The sequence below is a fragment of the Petrimonas sulfuriphila genome (assembly GCA_038561985.1).
Lineage (GTDB): Bacteria > Bacteroidota > Bacteroidia > Bacteroidales > Dysgonomonadaceae > Petrimonas > Petrimonas sulfuriphila.
On record CP073276.1, the window covers coordinates 892,358 to 907,856 of the forward strand.

The 15,499-nt window shown below is 43.2% G+C and carries 15 protein-coding genes; 5 read left to right on the plus strand and 10 right to left on the minus strand.

Features of this window, described 5'->3' with window-relative positions; all coding sequences use genetic code 11:
• Window positions 1-123: 123 nt before the first annotated feature.
• A complete protein-coding gene (locus tag KCV26_03575) occupies window positions 124-1,959 on the plus strand; it encodes an ABC transporter ATP-binding protein (GenBank protein ID WZX37475.1) in 1,836 nt (611 codons plus the stop codon).
• On the opposite strand, the gene KCV26_03580 is transcribed toward KCV26_03575, so the two are convergent.
• From KCV26_03580 to nadC, 5 genes are all read right to left on the minus strand, one after another.
• Window positions 1,951-3,906, minus strand: coding sequence for a polysaccharide biosynthesis protein (locus KCV26_03580; GenBank protein WZX37476.1), 1,956 nt, complete (start codon window positions 3,904-3,906; stop codon window positions 1,951-1,953). The two genes, KCV26_03575 and KCV26_03580, sit on opposite strands and share 9 nt — an antisense overlap.
• A gap of 114 nt (window positions 3,907-4,020) precedes the next feature.
• Complete coding sequence (locus KCV26_03585; protein ID WZX37477.1) at window positions 4,021-4,584, minus strand: 5-formyltetrahydrofolate cyclo-ligase; 564 nt, start codon at window positions 4,582-4,584, stop codon at window positions 4,021-4,023.
• Between the two features lie 5 nt (window positions 4,585-4,589).
• On the minus strand, window positions 4,590-6,284 hold the full coding sequence (locus KCV26_03590; GenBank protein WZX37478.1) for a S41 family peptidase: 1,695 nt from the start codon (window positions 6,282-6,284) through the stop codon (window positions 4,590-4,592).
• Window positions 6,285-6,309: 25 nt separating this feature from the next.
• Window positions 6,310-6,735: a dCMP deaminase family protein gene (locus tag KCV26_03595; protein ID WZX38313.1), complete on the minus strand. Its 426-nt coding sequence runs from the start codon at window positions 6,733-6,735 to the stop codon at window positions 6,310-6,312.
• A gap of 13 nt (window positions 6,736-6,748) precedes the next feature.
• Window positions 6,749-7,597: a carboxylating nicotinate-nucleotide diphosphorylase gene (gene nadC, locus KCV26_03600; GenBank protein ID WZX37479.1), complete on the minus strand. Its 849-nt coding sequence runs from the start codon at window positions 7,595-7,597 to the stop codon at window positions 6,749-6,751.
• A 152-nt stretch (window positions 7,598-7,749) separates the two neighbouring features.
• On the opposite strand from nadC, the gene rlmH reads away from it, so the two are divergent.
• From rlmH to KCV26_03615, 3 genes are read left to right on the plus strand one after another with little or no spacing between them, the layout of a single operon-like run.
• On the plus strand, window positions 7,750-8,223 hold the full coding sequence (gene rlmH, locus KCV26_03605) for a 23S rRNA (pseudouridine(1915)-N(3))-methyltransferase RlmH (GenBank protein WZX37480.1): 474 nt from the start codon (window positions 7,750-7,752) through the stop codon (window positions 8,221-8,223).
• A gap of 13 nt (window positions 8,224-8,236) precedes the next feature.
• The gene (locus KCV26_03610; protein ID WZX37481.1) at window positions 8,237-9,628 is read left to right on the plus strand and encodes an alpha/beta hydrolase; all 1,392 of its coding nucleotides are present in this window, start codon (window positions 8,237-8,239) and stop codon (window positions 9,626-9,628) included.
• Between the two features lie 4 nt (window positions 9,629-9,632).
• The gene (locus KCV26_03615; GenBank protein ID WZX37482.1) at window positions 9,633-9,824 is read left to right on the plus strand and encodes a hypothetical protein; all 192 of its coding nucleotides are present in this window, start codon (window positions 9,633-9,635) and stop codon (window positions 9,822-9,824) included.
• Window positions 9,825-9,830: 6 nt separating this feature from the next.
• Here KCV26_03615 and KCV26_03620 read toward each other — a convergent pair whose 3' ends face one another.
• The 4 genes from KCV26_03620 to KCV26_03635 are packed head-to-tail and all read right to left on the minus strand — an operon-like array spanning window position 9,831 to window position 13,990.
• A complete protein-coding gene (locus KCV26_03620; protein WZX37483.1) occupies window positions 9,831-11,180 on the minus strand; it encodes a TolC family protein in 1,350 nt (449 codons plus the stop codon).
• 27 nt (window positions 11,181-11,207) lie between these two features.
• The gene (locus KCV26_03625) at window positions 11,208-12,344 is read right to left on the minus strand and encodes an FtsX-like permease family protein (GenBank protein ID WZX37484.1); all 1,137 of its coding nucleotides are present in this window, start codon (window positions 12,342-12,344) and stop codon (window positions 11,208-11,210) included.
• A 6-nt stretch (window positions 12,345-12,350) separates the two neighbouring features.
• Window positions 12,351-13,274 carry an efflux RND transporter periplasmic adaptor subunit gene (locus tag KCV26_03630; protein WZX37485.1) on the minus strand — a complete coding sequence of 308 codons (924 nt, stop codon included), beginning with the start codon at window positions 13,272-13,274 and terminating at the stop codon, window positions 12,351-12,353.
• Window positions 13,275-13,291: 17 nt separating this feature from the next.
• The gene (locus KCV26_03635; GenBank protein WZX37486.1) at window positions 13,292-13,990 is read right to left on the minus strand and encodes an ABC transporter ATP-binding protein; all 699 of its coding nucleotides are present in this window, start codon (window positions 13,988-13,990) and stop codon (window positions 13,292-13,294) included.
• A gap of 119 nt (window positions 13,991-14,109) precedes the next feature.
• On the opposite strand from KCV26_03635, the gene KCV26_03640 reads away from it, so the two are divergent.
• Entirely contained in the window at window positions 14,110-14,748 is a 639-nt protein-coding gene (locus KCV26_03640; protein WZX37487.1) for a winged helix-turn-helix transcriptional regulator, read from the plus strand.
• On the opposite strand, the gene KCV26_03645 is transcribed toward KCV26_03640, so the two are convergent.
• Window positions 14,729-15,397: a DNA alkylation repair protein gene (locus KCV26_03645; protein ID WZX37488.1), complete on the minus strand. Its 669-nt coding sequence runs from the start codon at window positions 15,395-15,397 to the stop codon at window positions 14,729-14,731. The genes KCV26_03640 and KCV26_03645 overlap by 20 nt on opposite strands.
• Between the last annotated feature and the right edge of the window lie 102 nt (window positions 15,398-15,499).

Consider the following 15,499-nt stretch of genomic DNA (forward strand, 5'->3'; position numbering starts at 1 on the left):
TTCTGTTTTCATGGCAGACCGTTTTGCAAAAACGCGAAATCTGACACCGGGAATCACAAATTATGTGTATCTTGCACCGTTTTTCGTGTTACACTAAAACTACTGCAATAAGGATATTTTTTAATGAACGGTATTATAACTATATTGAAGCGCTTCTTGCCTCCCTACAAGAAATATGTGGTGCTCTCCTTTCTTTTTAATCTACTCACCGCATTATTGAATGTTTTCTCACTGGCAACGATTATTCCTATACTTCAGGTTTTATTTAAAGTCAACGATAAGGTTTTTGAATTTATTCCCTGGGAAACAAAAGGTGTTTCATTGATCGATATTGTCCTGAATAACGGGAATTGGTACATGGCCCGGCTCATTGAAACCCATGGAGGCAGCACAACGCTCCTTTTTTTGGCGATTGCGCTTGTCGTTATGACTCTTTTTAAAACCGGTACAGCCTATTTCGGATCTTATTTTACCATCCCCATCCGGACAGGAGTAGTTAAAGACATCCGGAACAAAATCAACGATAAGATTCTGGTTCTTCCCATCGGTTTTTTTTCAGAAGAACGCAAAGGCGATATATTGGCCCGCATTTCAGGGGACGTCAACGAAGTGGAAAACTCGGTGATGAGCTCGCTTGATATGCTCTTTAAGAACCCCATCCTTATTCTGATCTATTTGATTACCATGATCGTTCTCAGCTGGCAACTTACCCTTTTTGTCTTTGTGGTATTGCCGATAATGGGGTATGTGATGGGAACCGTTGGCAAATCACTGAAAAGAAGTTCGTTTGAGGCCCAAAACAAATGGGGAGAACTTATGTCGCAAATTGAAGAAACCTTGAGCGGGCTAAGAATAATAAAAGCGTTTAATGCGGAAAGTAAAATCTCCAAACGATTCTATACGGGGAGTGATATGTTTAGAAAGATGTCCAACAGAATTGCACGACGGCAGTATCTTGCACATCCGATGAGTGAATTCCTGGGAACCCTTACCATCGCCATTGTCCTTTGGTTTGGCGGCTCACTTATTTTAAGCGGGAACGGGATTATTGATGCGGCCACTTTTATTTATTACCTCACCATTTTCTACAGTATTATCAATCCCATCAAAGAGTTCTCCAGATCGGCATATGCCGTACAACGAGGCCTTGCTTCCATGGAGCGTATCGACAAGATACTGGAGGCCCAGAACGACATAACAGAAATACAGCACCCGCAAAAGTTGAGTTTTAAAAATAACATACATTACCGCAATGTCTGGTTCAAGTACAACAAAGAGTGGGTATTGAAAGGGATCGATTTAAAGATTGAAAAAGGGAAAACGGTTGCGCTTGTGGGTCAATCGGGTTCCGGGAAGTCTACCATGACCGATCTTTTATCCCGGTTCTACGATATTCAGGAAGGAGGAGTTTTTATTGATAATATCAACATAAAGGATGTTACTTTACACGACCTTCGCTCAAAAATAGGCTATGTAACCCAGGAAGCCATTCTTTTTAACGATACGTTCTTCAACAACATTGCCTTTGGCTTAAAAGAAGTAACTTCGGAAGAGGTTATTGAAGCGGCAAAAGTGGCCAATGCGCACGAGTTCATCATGGCCACTCAACACGGATATCAGACAAACATCGGTGATCGGGGAGGAAAGCTATCGGGAGGACAACGCCAACGAATAAGCATTGCGCGAGCGGTGTTGAAGAACCCGGAAATCCTGATACTGGATGAGGCTACCTCGGCACTGGATACCGATTCGGAGCGATTGGTACAGGATGCCCTGGAGAAACTGATGAGAAACCGGACAACAATTGTTATTGCGCACCGGTTGTCAACCATAAAAAATGCAGACGAAATTTACGTTCTAAAGGAGGGACAAATCATCGAATCAGGCAGACACAATTCGTTGTATGAGTTAAACGGCTATTATACAAAACTTTGCAATATGCAGGGAGATCTAAATTGAAAAAGCATCCTGGATCTTAACGCTTTCCTTGTCTTCCAGTTTCTCCAGTAAGCGGTCAACAGCCTCGTAAGGGGAATTTATGCTTTGAAACTCCGGGACAATTTCTTTCATTTTTTTCACAGTACGCATATCGTCGTATTGATACGAAATTTCGATTAATTCCTCGATCTGATCCTTTACTTTTTCGTACTCATACTCACGCACCCGAGCAATCATAATCTTTTCGTGATGAGTTTTAATGGTGTTTTCAGAGGCATTGAGCAATTCCTCGTATAACTTTTCACCGTGACGAAGGCCTGTAAATTCTATCTTTATGTTTTGAGAGCCCGACAACCGGATCATCCGTTTTGCCAGATCCAGAATCTTAACCGGTTTTCCCATATCGAAAAGGTAAATCTCACCTCCTTTACCCATGGAACCAGCTTCAAGAACCAACTGGCAAGCTTCGGGGATGGTCATGAAATAACGAATAATTTCGGGATGTGTAACCGTTAAAGGGCCTCCATTTTTAATTTGTTCCCGGAACAACGGGATTACCGAACCGTTTGACCCCAATACATTACCGAATCGGGTAGTGATGAATTGCGTGGTCTTCTGGCCGTTCTTCTCCAAATGCCTCGATAAGGATTGAACATAGATCTCACTAATTCTTTTTGAGCAACCCATTACATTTGAAGGGTTCACCGCTTTATCAGTAGAGATCATGACAAATTTCTGAGCCCCATATTTTACAGCCAGGTCGGCTAGGATTTTTGTTCCCAGGACGTTTGTCTGAATGGATTCGGAAACATTGTCTTCCATCATAGGGACATGTTTGTAGGCTGCCGCATGGAAAATGTACTGCGGACGCGTCTTTGCAAAAATACGCTCCATTCTTGTAGCATTGCCTACATCAGCAACAATTATGTTGGTATTTATATCGATCCATTTTTTTTGCAGTTCAAGCCTCATGTCATGTAGTGGGGTTTCTGCCTGATCGATCAAAATGATGTTGAAAGGATTGAATGAGGCTACCTGTCGAACAATCTCGCTCCCGATGGAACCCGCTGCCCCTGTTACCATCACCCGCTTTCCTTCGATGTGAGCAGCAATTTCCATTAAGTTGATGTTAATGGGATTGCGGGGGAGCAGATCCTCAATCTGAATATCTTTTAGCTGCTCTTTTCCTGTCAATGTCCCGTTCCATTCGTTAACGGGAGAAGTAGTCAGCAACGAAATATTATGGTCCACGAAATTTTCCAGTAAAGGCGAATTTCTTATCTGATCCATTTTATGAGGGGAGACAATCACTGTTTTTACGTCTTTTGCTTCCAGTACCCTGAATAAGTTTTCGTTGTTGGCATAAATAGTAAGCCCCAATAGATTTTTACCGACCATATTGTCTTCATCGGTAATAAATCCCAATACTTTGTACTTGAATTCCCGGTTTCCCCTGATCGCTTTTGCGAGACTAATACCGGCCTGTTTGGTACCGTAAATAAAAATATTGGTGGCTTTCTGTGGCTTTCCGGTTATGGACTCATACACCTCTTTGACAACAATACGTGAGAAAATCATCAACAAAACATTCAACACATAAGTGGCAAAATGAATGGTATTGGAAACAGTGAAAGTGGGATCGACTTTTTTTATCACCATCAGGCAGATAAACGATATAAAATAGCCCAGAGTCAATGCATATATGATCCGAACAAGATCGGAAAAAGCCGAAAAGCGCAAAACCCCGCTAAAAGTTTTGAAGATTAGGAACGAAATGACATTGAAAAATACCAGAACGAATGTTGTAGTTATACCATCTGCCTTGACCTGCGTCGTAAGTCCTTCAAAACCGAAACGCAAAAAATACATGGTCAGGGTTGAAAACAGTATAATAAGAATGTCTATTATCAGGATAGACATGCGGGACAAGACCCTGTTGGATAAGTAATTCTCTAAGAATTTATTCATAACTGCACTCAAAGATCAACGACAGCACATTTAAAATCATTAAATATACTGCAAGTTTATGAAGAATTGTGATGTTAAAGAAAATGTTTATCTGAATTTCAAATTGCTGAGTAGTTATTCCACAATAATCTCATTCTGACAAACAATCATATTCATTTTAATATCTCCCTGACTTACAGGAATATTATCAAAAACCTGGAAATCAAAGCATATAGCTGTCTTAGGAGCCTTTATCTTTGGCAATAATCTGTCGTAAAAGCCTTTTCCCCTACCCAACCGGTTTAGTGTGCGATCAAAAGCCACACCCGGGACAATTACCAAATCTATTTTACCGTATTCAGATTCCGGGAAAGTATCGCCCACCGGTTCTTTAATTCCATAAGCGGAAGTCGACATACTTTCTTCGGAGACATATTTTTTCAAAATTAATTCACCATTATTAACCACCGGCAGAAGAAAATGTTTTTGTAAACAGTATTTTTTTATCCATTCATGCGTATTAACTTCATCCGACATGCTGTAATAGGCTAGTACAACTTTAGCGTTCTGAAATACCTCAGTGAGTTCAAGTGTTGATATAACCTCTTCCGAGAAGTTTAACAGTTCTCTTTGAGAATACGATTGCTTTTTCTGGGCAATCCTTTCACGGAGTCTTTTTTTCTGCTCTGTTATATTCATTTCTTCTATACATAAAATAACGAGCCAAATTCCTTGGGAACAGGAAAGCTGACCCTCAGGCCCAGCGAAATGGACTTATACTTTTCCTGTACCACAGATTCGGGCTTCGCCAACCCTCTCTCAATAAAATCCACTGCATTTTTCATCAACACATCGTCCTGCATGTATACGGAGAAATAGCTTTCCTCACCGAAGAAGTTCCTAACAATATAGGCAACTAAATGTCGCTCGAACAGCTTCCTGGATTCTTCTATATAATAGGGTCTTGGCCGGACTCCTTTGTTGTCAGCGTAACTTACTAGATTCATCAGCAGAGGCTGCTTGTACAGGTGACGAGCAAGGTCTTCTGCTGATTGAAATTCACTCAATTTATGCTTATGCATATCTGAATAGGTCACAGCATACTCTTGAATGAAATCCTTGTTTGCGATCGTATTAAAATAAGAATTCATGCCGATTGTGTCACGGGCAATAAAGACATCCGGCATTATACCGTCACCTCCGAAAACTGTTCGCCCTCCTTCAGTTTTAAAGGGAATGAGGGTAGACGCTGTATCGGAATTTACGTAATCGCCTTGCATATATCTGTTCAATGCTTCCAGCTCGTATTCATCGTACTTTCCTTTTTCATATTTGCGTTGAATAGAACGTCCAGACGGTGTATAATAACGGGCAACGGTAAGACGCACAGCGGATCCATCGGGAAAATTTCGCTGGCTTTGTACCAATCCTTTTCCAAAAGACCTCCGTCCCATCACCAATCCTCGATCATTATCCTGAATAGCACCGGCAAAAATTTCACTTGCGGATGCACTTAATTCATCAATCAAAATGACGACATCGTCTTCTTTACTCGTTCCCGAACCATTAGCATAACTGTCCTGCCTGGGAAAGTTCCGTCCGTCAGCATAAACAATCAAATCCCCTTTATGAAGAAATTCATTCACCATGGCAACAACAATTTCCAACGAACCACCGCTGTTACCTCTCAGATCGATCACGAAAGAATGTGCCCCCTGGCTTTTGAGTTTAGACAGTGCCGATATAAACTCATTGAAAGTGTTGAATCCGAATGTGCCCACCTTGATATATCCGATGGTGTTGGTTTGCATATAAGCAGCCTGAACACTATTCATGGGAATGTCTCCACGAGTTACGGTTATGTCAATCAGTTTTGTATCATCGTTTCTTTTAATTCCCAGTTTTACTTCGGATCCTTTTTCACCACGAAGCTTTTGCAGTACATCGGCGTTTGTAATTTTCCGCCCTGCAATCAGCGTGTCATTGACATTGACTATCCTGTCCCATTGCTGTATACCTGCCGCCTCCGAGGGACCGCCAGGCACAATACTTGTCACTACGATCGTATCGCTTAATACATAAAAACTAACACCAATCCCCGAAAAATGGCCCTCCAGATCTTCGTTTAAACGCTTCATTTCGCTGGCAGAGATATAAGCCGAATGTGGATCGAGTTCCTGAACAATTTTGGGTAGCGCCTCCTCCACAAGCTGACGAATATTCACGGTGTCTACATACGATTTGTTGATATAGTTAAATATGGCATCAATCTTACCGGTTCCATCCACTTTTCCCGTATTCCCAAATTGCGAATAGATGCTTCCTATAAGAATTCCCAAAGCAATACCCAATCCAACCCATAAAGGAAGCCACGTTTTTATTTTTTTTTCAGGACTCATTATCTTATTCTTGCAACTTAATTTTTCACAAATCAACCGAAATCAACTCTATATCAGCCCTTCTAAGTAATTCTACACCATCGCTCAGTCTGTAAGAATCGGCATAAACGACTTTCCGGATACCTGCCTGAATAATCAGCTTTGCACATTCGATACAGGGAGAAGACGTCACGTACAACGTTGCTCCTTCACTACTGTTGTTGGACCGGGCCACTTTGGTTATGGCATTTGCCTCGGCATGAAGCACATAAGGCTTTGTTACGTTATCCTCATCTTCACAAACATTTTCAAATCCCGATGGTGTTCCGTTGTATCCATCGGATATTATCATCTTGTCTTTTACCAAAATGGCACCTACCTTACGGCGTTTACAGTATGAATTTTCTGACCAGATAAATGCCATCCGCATGTATCGCTTGTCCAGTTCGAGCTGTTTTGTATCTGTCATTATACTTTGCTAACTGCTATTCTATCGCTTTTAAACTCATATCCAAGCTTTTTACCGAATGGGTAAGCGCGCCTACAGAGATATAATCCACACCACACTCCGCATATTGACGGATAGTTTCAAAGGTAATTCCGCCCGACGATTCCAGTTCAACGCGCCCGTCCACAATCTTCACCGCTTCACACGTTTGTTCGGGCGTGAAATTATCCAACATGATCCTATCTACCCCTCCCACCGCAAGGGCTTGGTTAAGCTCATCGAAGTTACGTACTTCAATTTCTATGTTGAGTTGTTTGTTTTTTTCCTTCAGATATTTTTGTGCTCCACGAATGGCGTTTTCTATACCGCCTGCAAAATCCACATGATTGTCCTTCAGCAAAATCATATCGAACAGACCGATACGGTGGTTCTCCCCTCCGCCAATTTTTACGGCCTGCTTCTCCAGCATTCGCATCCCAGGTGTGGTTTTGCGTGTGTCGAGGACTTTTGTTTTTGTTCCTTCGAGTAATTTCACATATTTTCCAGTAGTAGTGGCTATCCCGCTCATGCGCTGCATAATGTTGAGTACCAACCGTTCGGTTTGCAGCAACGATTGGACTTTTCCCGATACAATGAATGCAACATCTCCGGGCTTAACGTATGTTCCGTCATTAATAAGAACCTCCACGACTAATCCTTCGTCGAAACGATGAAAAATCGTCCTGGCAACTTCCACTCCTGCCAAGATACCTTCTTCCTTAATCAAGAGCCGGGCTTTCCCGAAAGCTGTTTCGGGAATGCTGCAGAGTGTGGTATGATCGCCGTCGCCAATATCCTCGGCAAAAGCCAGATCAACGAGTTTGTCCGTCAATTTTTTTAATTCCATTCAAGCTAAATTGGGTTGCTCACTAACAATAACAAAATTCATCCCGTATTGTTAAGAAAACTTGTAAATTGTGAATGCAAAAATATAAAAATAAAAGGTTATATTTGCACTCTGGTTGCTAATTTTACGTAAAAAAAATGTATTAATAAAAGATGAAGGTTGTTTTGCTGTCCCTTGGAAAAACCGATGAGGATTTTTACGTTCAGGCGATGGATATATTCAGGAAAAGATTAAGTCATTACCTTCCTTTCGATCTGGAATTTGTCCCGGATGTGAAAAACACAAAAAACTTATCGGAAAAAGAGCAAAAGAACCTCGAAGGGGAAGCCATGCTGAGCCGGATTCAACAGGGCGATTATGTCGTTCTGCTGGATGACAAAGGGAAACAATACTCTTCTGTGGAATTTTCCCGCTATATTGAGAAGAAGTCGCATTCCGTCCCTAAACGGCTTGTTTTTGTTGTTGGGGGGCCTTATGGATTTCCGGACGAAGTGTACAGGCGTGCCAACGAAAAGTTGTCGTTATCGAGAATGACTTTTACGCACCAAATGGTTCGACTGGTGTTTGTGGAACAACTCTACAGGGCAATGACTATCTTGAATGGTGAACCGTATCATCACGAATAATGGAGAATGTTTCATGAAAAAGAAGGCAATAATCCTTTTCTTGTTTTTAGTGTCTGTTTCCGTTTCCGCGCAGGAAATTACCGGAAGCTGGAGCGGAACGCTAAACGTTATGGGAAACAAGCTGCCCGTCGTTTTCCACGTCTCTAAAACCGACAGTTCTTACTCCACAACCATGGATAGCCCCGCACAGAACGCATTAGGGTTGCCCACTTCAAAGACTTCTTTTGTTGAAAATAAACTCGAGATTGTAGCAACAGGATTGGGCATTTTTTATCAGGGAACATTAGAGGGAGATTCCATATTGGGAACGTTCAATCAGGGCGGGATACCCTTCCCTTTGGTTCTCAAGTCGACTGGTAAACCGGTCCTAAACCGCCCACAGGAACCCCAACCCCCATTTCCGTACAAAACGGAAGAGGTGAAATTCATCCATAAAAAAGACAGCATTGAACTTGCCGGGACACTCTCTGTCCCCGATTCTGCAGGAACATTCCCGGCAGTGATACTGATTGCAGGCAGCGGACCACACGACAGGGACGAAACCATTTTCGGGCACAAACCGTTCTTGGTGATTGCCGATCATCTGACGCGAAAAGGATTCGTCGTACTCAGGTACGACAAACGCGGCACAGGACGGTCAACAGGTTACTACCCAATAGCCACCACGCAAGATCTTGCGACGGATGTTGCTGCTGCCGTGGAATATTTGAAGGCACGAGAAGAGGTAGATAAATCGGCCATTGGCCTTATTGGACACAGCGAAGGCGGTGTGATCGCGCCCATGGTGGCATCGAAAAACCGGGACATCAAATTTATCGTCCTTATGGCAGGAATGGGAGAACGAGGGATTGAAACCATAATGGAGCAAAACCGTATGGCACTGGAACTGCTCAATATAGAACCCGAAAACAGCGATCAGTCATTAAAGGCGATACGCCAGATGCTTGAAAGCCTTTCGGAATGGAAAGGGACAGAAGCAGACCGGGTAGCATTGCGTGACCAGCTTTCGCAACTTTGGGAACAGTACCCTATTCTCGTTAAAATGAAACTCAAAAAGGATGCTTTTATCCGCGACCAGTTCAACACGATCGCCACCCCCTGGTACCGCCAGTTCCTTGCATTGGATCCGGCGGAATACCTGAAAAAGGTAAAATGTCCGGTGCTGGCAATTAATGGCGAAAAAGACACACAGGTGCTGGCTGAAAAAAATTTAGGAGCTATAAAATCGGCTTTGGACAAGGGGCGAAATTACAGATACGAAACAAAAACGTATCCCGGGCTGAATCATCTTTTTCAAGAATGCGAAACCGGTCGTGCCGATGAGTATGGAAAAATCGAACAGACTCTTTCGCTGGATGTTTTGTCGGATATCACGTTTTGGATAAGAAAACAACTAAATAACTAACCGAATGGCTACAAAAAAACAAATTTTCACGGCAATGTGGGCGATTATCGTTGTCATAGCGATTGCCTCCATTGTCTGCCTGATTGTGCTTCCGAAATGGAAAGGCATTTTCCTGGCAAGCGGGGGCGGCTTCCTGATCGTGAATATTTTTATATCCATGTTTTTTATCCAGAACAATTATCGTGATAAAAAATAGCGGGGATCAGTTTTTCGTCAGTTTTTCCAGGTTTATATAAGCCGACAACAGATCGTAGGCGGCTTGCAAGTATTCCTGCAAGGCATTTTGTTCACGCAATTTTTCCGATAAAAATTCACTTTCGAGCGTGTAGCCTTTTTGCAACTGTGCCTGTTTTGCCACTATATTTTGGGTTATCAATTTCATGTTCGATTGTTTCAACCGGTAAGTATTTTTACAGGTTTCCAACCGGGCCAGCTCTCTCGATAATTCTCCCAACCGGTTATTCTTTACATCCCGCAAATTTTCACGCTCAAGCTGCTCCTGTATGCGTAACCGGGAAACCTCTTTTGCCGTGCTCAGCGATCGCGAAATGGGAATCCGAAGCGAAAGAGCCACAAAACTGTTCCCGAACCACCTGTTGGTGTTTCCCAACTTCAACTCTTTCCCGAAATAATTGGCTCCATAATATCCCGATAACGACAACGACGGCGCATATTTCCATAGTGCATTTTTTGTCTTGATCTCAGACAGCGAAACCAACTCAGCCTGGCGGCGTTGTGAAAGAGGGTTTTCGCCGCTTAACACTTTGCCTGACATCATTTTGGAATAAAGCGACTGAATATCATCCGACAACCGTAGCTGATCCAACTTGTCTTTGTCCGGTTCTACTCCCAAATACATCAACAGGTTTATTCTGGAGTTGTGCTGGATATTTTTGGCCTGATGGAAGCGGGCGAGCGAAGCGTTATAATTCATTTCCGCATTGTTCTTGTCTACCAGCGAAACCTTTTCACGCCGGTAAAGATCTTCTATCTCCCGTGATAACGCGGCGTAATAAACCGTATCGGCAGTTATTGCGTCCAGCTGGGTCTGCGCAATCGCACAGTCGATATAGGCCTGTGAAACAGTGGCTCGCAACTCGTTTTCAGCAATTCTGGAATCAAGCTGACTGATTTTCAACTGCTTCTCCTGCTCTGATTTTAATCCCGCTGTTTCGGGATTGAAAATATCGAACGTAACATTTAGCCCCGCTCCCGAACTCCACGGCGTGTTGAAACGCATATACATCAACTCGTCTTCCGGTGCCGAAGGATTGATCATTGATGCAGGGATGGGTGTTGACGGAATAATAATGTTCCGCCGCAGATCGGATGTAACATAAATGTCAGGCAGGTAATCCAGTTTTACTTGCGAAAGCTTGTATCCGGCCTGTTGTTCTTTCAACTGTTGCGCGATGAACGTCGGCGAATGATCGAGCGAGTACTTTACGGCCTCTTCCAGCGTCAGTGCATTTAGATTTATCTTTTTCTCCTGGCCCAAAACGGATAAAACGGATACAATCCATGCAAGAGAAAGTATATATGTTTTTTTCATTGTAATGTTTTTGTGAACTTGAAATCTTTATCTGAATACCGATGACGGCTCTACTTTTTTTAGTTTTTGGATGGAAAACATGGAGCTGGCTACCGCAATGATCAGGGTAACGAAAAATAAAAATGCTAAAAACTGAGGGGAGAGATTGATGATGAGTCCGGCTTTAGCCATTCCAAATTTTGTCCCGACCAAAAGAAGCAACGAAACCGCAAACCCCACAACTGCATAAATAAACGACTGGGTTATAACCAAAAGAGTAATGTGTCTACCGGTAGCACCAATGGCTTTCAACGTTCCGTAATCCTTGATCCGGTCGTAAGTGGCGGAATACATCGTCAGCCCGATGATAAAAAATCCACTCACGATAGCAAAAATGACCAACGTTCCGAAACTCATACCCATATTGTTCGCCGTCATTACATTTATTACGGTAGCATTTTTGAGTTCTTCCGACCGCCATGCACGCAGGTCTGGAGCAACGGTATTTATCCGTTCGATGACCTCATCGATTTTCGACTCATCCTTTACCGTCACAATAACTGCGTTGACTGCATCTTCCGAAAAGCCGGAATAGTAACGTGCCGTGGCATCGGTTGTATAAAGCATCGGGCTCGAAAAGCCTTTGGCATTTTTTGTCGTAGCCCCTACAGTAACATTTTTTCCGCTGATCTCGAAACTTGTGCCCTGTTTTACGTCATAACCGAATGTCTTGTTGTCGTAAAAATCGGTGGAAACCGTTCCCTGAAGGAACAGATTGTTCGTGGAACCGGAGTTCAACAGTGATTCCGACGGGCCTGCAGCCAGTTCGGGATACTCGCTTCCAATAATTATTGCCGGCGAACTTTCTCCGTTATCGAATCGGACACTGACATTAGCCATCACCATCCCGTGCGCATCGTCAATCCCTTCTATACTCCTCAGCTGGTTCACCCAACGCTTGTCAAACGGCGAAAGAATATTAGCATTGTTGGTAAGTCTGTTCACGACAAAGACCTGAGAATATTCGGGTTTGGCGTTGTTTATCACACCACCGATAAGTGTTGTGAGGTAAAAGAAAATGCCCAGCTCCAGCCCAATCAGGTAGATACTGATAATAATCCCCAGCAGAATCCCCGTACTTTTGGATTTCTCGAATCGAATGAATTTATAGGCTGTTGCAAACACGTCAACTCAATTTAAATGAATCATACATTCAACCTTAGTATCGATAAGCAAATTGGTGTCTTTGTCGATCGAAATTTCAATCTCGCGTACACGGCGGTCCTGCAAATCTTGTCCGCTGTCGGAAAAGAGCGATTTCTTCTTTAAATCGGGCGAGATACTGAGGATTTTCCCTTGTGCCACCGGTTGAGGATTTCCCGCAACCCTTATCTCACACGATTGCCCCAAAGCCAGGCGGTTTGAGAACATCTCGTCTATCTCAGCCTGTACGATAAGCGGGGCGTCAGGAGCCAGCATCATATACGTTTCATACCTGTTCACGGCTTCGCCTTTTTTCGGAAGAACGTCTAGTACAATTCCGTCCATGGGTGCACGCAAGGATGTCCGGCTTAACTCTTCTGACCTCATATTTTTCTGCGAAACAATTTCGCGAAGCTGAGACTCCTGCAACAAAATATCGTTTTGAAGTTTCTCCTGACCTTGTTTTTCCAAATCGTAATCGTTTTGAAGGTTACGCACATTTTCGCCGGTTACCGCCCCCGCATCAAACAGTTCACGGGCATCGTTCAGTTTTCGCTCTTTTTCCCGTAACCGGGTCAGGCCTTGCTCTTTCATCAGCTCTGCCGATTGTATGGATTTTTGCTGCGTGACTAACCGGCTGTTTATTTCGCTCAACGCCAGCGATGCATCGGTATTGTCAAGGGTAAGCAGTAAATCGCCGTATTTCACCTTGTCACCTGTCGCCACAGCTATTTCAACAACAATACCTGCAACAGGCGAAGCCAGTTTACTGACGCCGCCTTGTGGTACTATTTTCCCAATACCAACGGCCACTGTCACGGGACTCACTTCTACGGAAACCCTGTTTTCGGTTTTGTTACCGCAGCCCACGAGCAACAAAATGAGAAAACAGCCAATGAATAGTTTTTTCATTTGTATCTTGTTTTTAATTAATGATCAAATTCTTCTTCAAACGGCGTATCGCTTATTTTCCCTTCCGAAACGTAAATGGTCCGGTCTGCATATTTCTTTAAGCGTGTATCGTGGGTAACAATAATCACGGCACGGTCTTCGCGTGAAAGCGCTTTTAACATATCCATCACCAAGACGGCACTTTTGTGATCGAGTGAGGCCGTGGGCTCGTCACAAAGAATAAGTTTCGGATCGGAAACCAAGGCGCGCGCAACGGCAATTCGCTGTTGTTGTCCACCGCTGAGGTTTCGGGGCAGGTTCTTTACCCGCGACTGCATATCAAATTTCCGGATGATTGACAGCGATTTTTGCTTGGCTACCTTTCGTGATTCGCCTTTGAGGAGAAGCGGTTGCATCACATTCTCAAGAGCATTGAGCGGAGCCAGAAGATTAAAGCCTTGAAATACGAACCCGATTTCGTTTAGCCGGATTTTCGCCAGTTCTGCCTCTGATAAATGATTCACACACGTATCTCCCAGCCAGACGTTACCGGTTGTGGGATAAATGACGCATCCGAGCAACGAGAGCAAGGTTGTTTTTCCAGAACCCGAAGGACCAACAATCAGGGTTACTTCGCCTTTATTGAATACAGTAGTGGAAGGAGCCAAAGCCACTATCGTGGTGTCTCCCGTTTTGTATTCCTTACCCGCCTCTTCAATTCTTGCTGCAACTTCCATCTCTACTGAATTATTAGAGCACAAATATAATACATTTTCGTACTATATGCTATTTTAAATCAGGATATTTTGTATATTAACACAAGATTTAGTACTTTTACGTACAAATTTATTCGTTTATGAAATCAAAAAAATTGTTGCTCGAGATAATTGAATTACTGGATCAGTTTGAGAAAACAACTCAATCAACCGAAGTAGAACTTTCGCTGAATGACTTTATTCTTTTTCTGCAACAGAGACGGACAATCAAAGAGAACAGAAACGACACGGTACGTATTGCGCAAAACATAAGTTTCCTGCACCGGTATTCCAAGTTCTACATCAAGAAAGCCCTGAAGGGATCACTGCTCCAAACAGTCGATGAATACACCTACCTGGTAGCATTGTTTAATGAAGAGAGTTTGTCCAAGACAGAGATCAACAACAGGAATGTGATTGAAAAAACTTCAGGCAATGAAGTTATGCGGCGACTTCTGAAAGCGAAGCTTATCGGTGAGCGCCGCGACGAGGAAGACAAGCGCAGGATGCGTGTTTTTATAACCGATAAAGGGAGGGCGGAACTGACGAAGGTTTTTCCCGGGTTGTGGAAGTCTGCCACGATGTTATCCGACGTACTTGCGCCACCGGAAAAAGAGTCGTTTTTGCAGGCATCCGATAAACTTTGTGATTTCCACAAAAACATTTTTATCCATTGCAAGGAGGAGGAGATTGATAGTTTAATATCCAAACTGCCTTTAGTCAATCGGGAAAATCCGTAAATTCGAAGCTCAGGCTGTCAAAGATTTCTTTTTTGGCAGCATCACCCGAAGTTTGAAGATCCTGAATCCCGTCCAAAATCTTTTTTGAAAACGACTCCGCAGTCCTGCCTAGAAAGGTCAATGCACGTTGTGCGGAGAGACGAAGGAAGTAGGACCCGGCACTCAAGTCTGAAATCATTTTTTCCATAATCTCGTTTTGGTTTGTCTTATTGACCAAACCCGACTTCACAATCAACAACCGGGCAAACAACCAGTAACCGCTGGTCCGGACTTCTTCATCTTTCGAATCTGTCCATTTTTGCACCAGCTTGTCCGCAAAGTCTAGTTTCTGGAATAAATTCATAGATACCTGTTCCCGAATTTCGTGATTGGGAATTTCTTTCACCCATTCATCGGCTTTATCCATATCGAATTCATGAACAGGATACAACATCGTTGCCAATATCTTTAACTCACGGGTTTCCTGTCTCCACAAGAGTTCAGCCAATTGAGCATCAATGGGATATCTTTTGGAAAGTTCACGCAGCCGGGGAACATCCACTCCAAAATTCAGCTTGTAATGCAGTCCCTTCTCCCGCATACTCTTAGAAGCGATACCATTCATGGAACGGCGTAAATCCGTTCTGATCTGTTGCAATATCTCATCCATATCTGCTTGTCTGATAAGAATTTTGAGTGCAAATATAGCCTTAAAACCGGATATTTTCAACAATTTTGTTATCTTTGCATCCACAAAACTTCAAAACCACAA

Bases quoted from the DNA above. Each gene is read 5' to 3' on its own strand.
- KCV26_03575 (WZX37475.1), top strand. From the start codon at position 124: ATGAACGGTATTATAACTATATTGAAGCGCTTCTTGCCTCCCTACAAG.
- KCV26_03580 (WZX37476.1), bottom strand. From the start codon at position 3,906: ATGAATAAATTCTTAGAGAATTACTTATCCAACAGGGTCTTGTCCCGC.
- KCV26_03585 (WZX37477.1), bottom strand. From the start codon at position 4,584: ATGAATATAACAGAGCAGAAAAAAAGACTCCGTGAAAGGATTGCCCAG.
- KCV26_03590 (WZX37478.1), bottom strand. From the start codon at position 6,284: ATGAGTCCTGAAAAAAAAATAAAAACGTGGCTTCCTTTATGGGTTGGA.
- nadC (WZX37479.1), bottom strand. From the start codon at position 7,597: ATGGAATTAAAAAAATTGACGGACAAACTCGTTGATCTGGCTTTTGCC.
- rlmH (WZX37480.1), top strand. From the start codon at position 7,750: ATGAAGGTTGTTTTGCTGTCCCTTGGAAAAACCGATGAGGATTTTTAC.
- KCV26_03610 (WZX37481.1), top strand. From the start codon at position 8,237: ATGAAAAAGAAGGCAATAATCCTTTTCTTGTTTTTAGTGTCTGTTTCC.
- KCV26_03615 (WZX37482.1), top strand. From the start codon at position 9,633: ATGGCTACAAAAAAACAAATTTTCACGGCAATGTGGGCGATTATCGTT.
- KCV26_03620 (WZX37483.1), bottom strand. From the start codon at position 11,180: ATGAAAAAAACATATATACTTTCTCTTGCATGGATTGTATCCGTTTTA.
- KCV26_03630 (WZX37485.1), bottom strand. From the start codon at position 13,274: ATGAAAAAACTATTCATTGGCTGTTTTCTCATTTTGTTGCTCGTGGGC.
- KCV26_03635 (WZX37486.1), bottom strand. From the start codon at position 13,990: ATGGAAGTTGCAGCAAGAATTGAAGAGGCGGGTAAGGAATACAAAACG.
- KCV26_03640 (WZX37487.1), top strand. From the start codon at position 14,110: ATGAAATCAAAAAAATTGTTGCTCGAGATAATTGAATTACTGGATCAG.
- KCV26_03645 (WZX37488.1), bottom strand. From the start codon at position 15,397: ATGGATGAGATATTGCAACAGATCAGAACGGATTTACGCCGTTCCATG.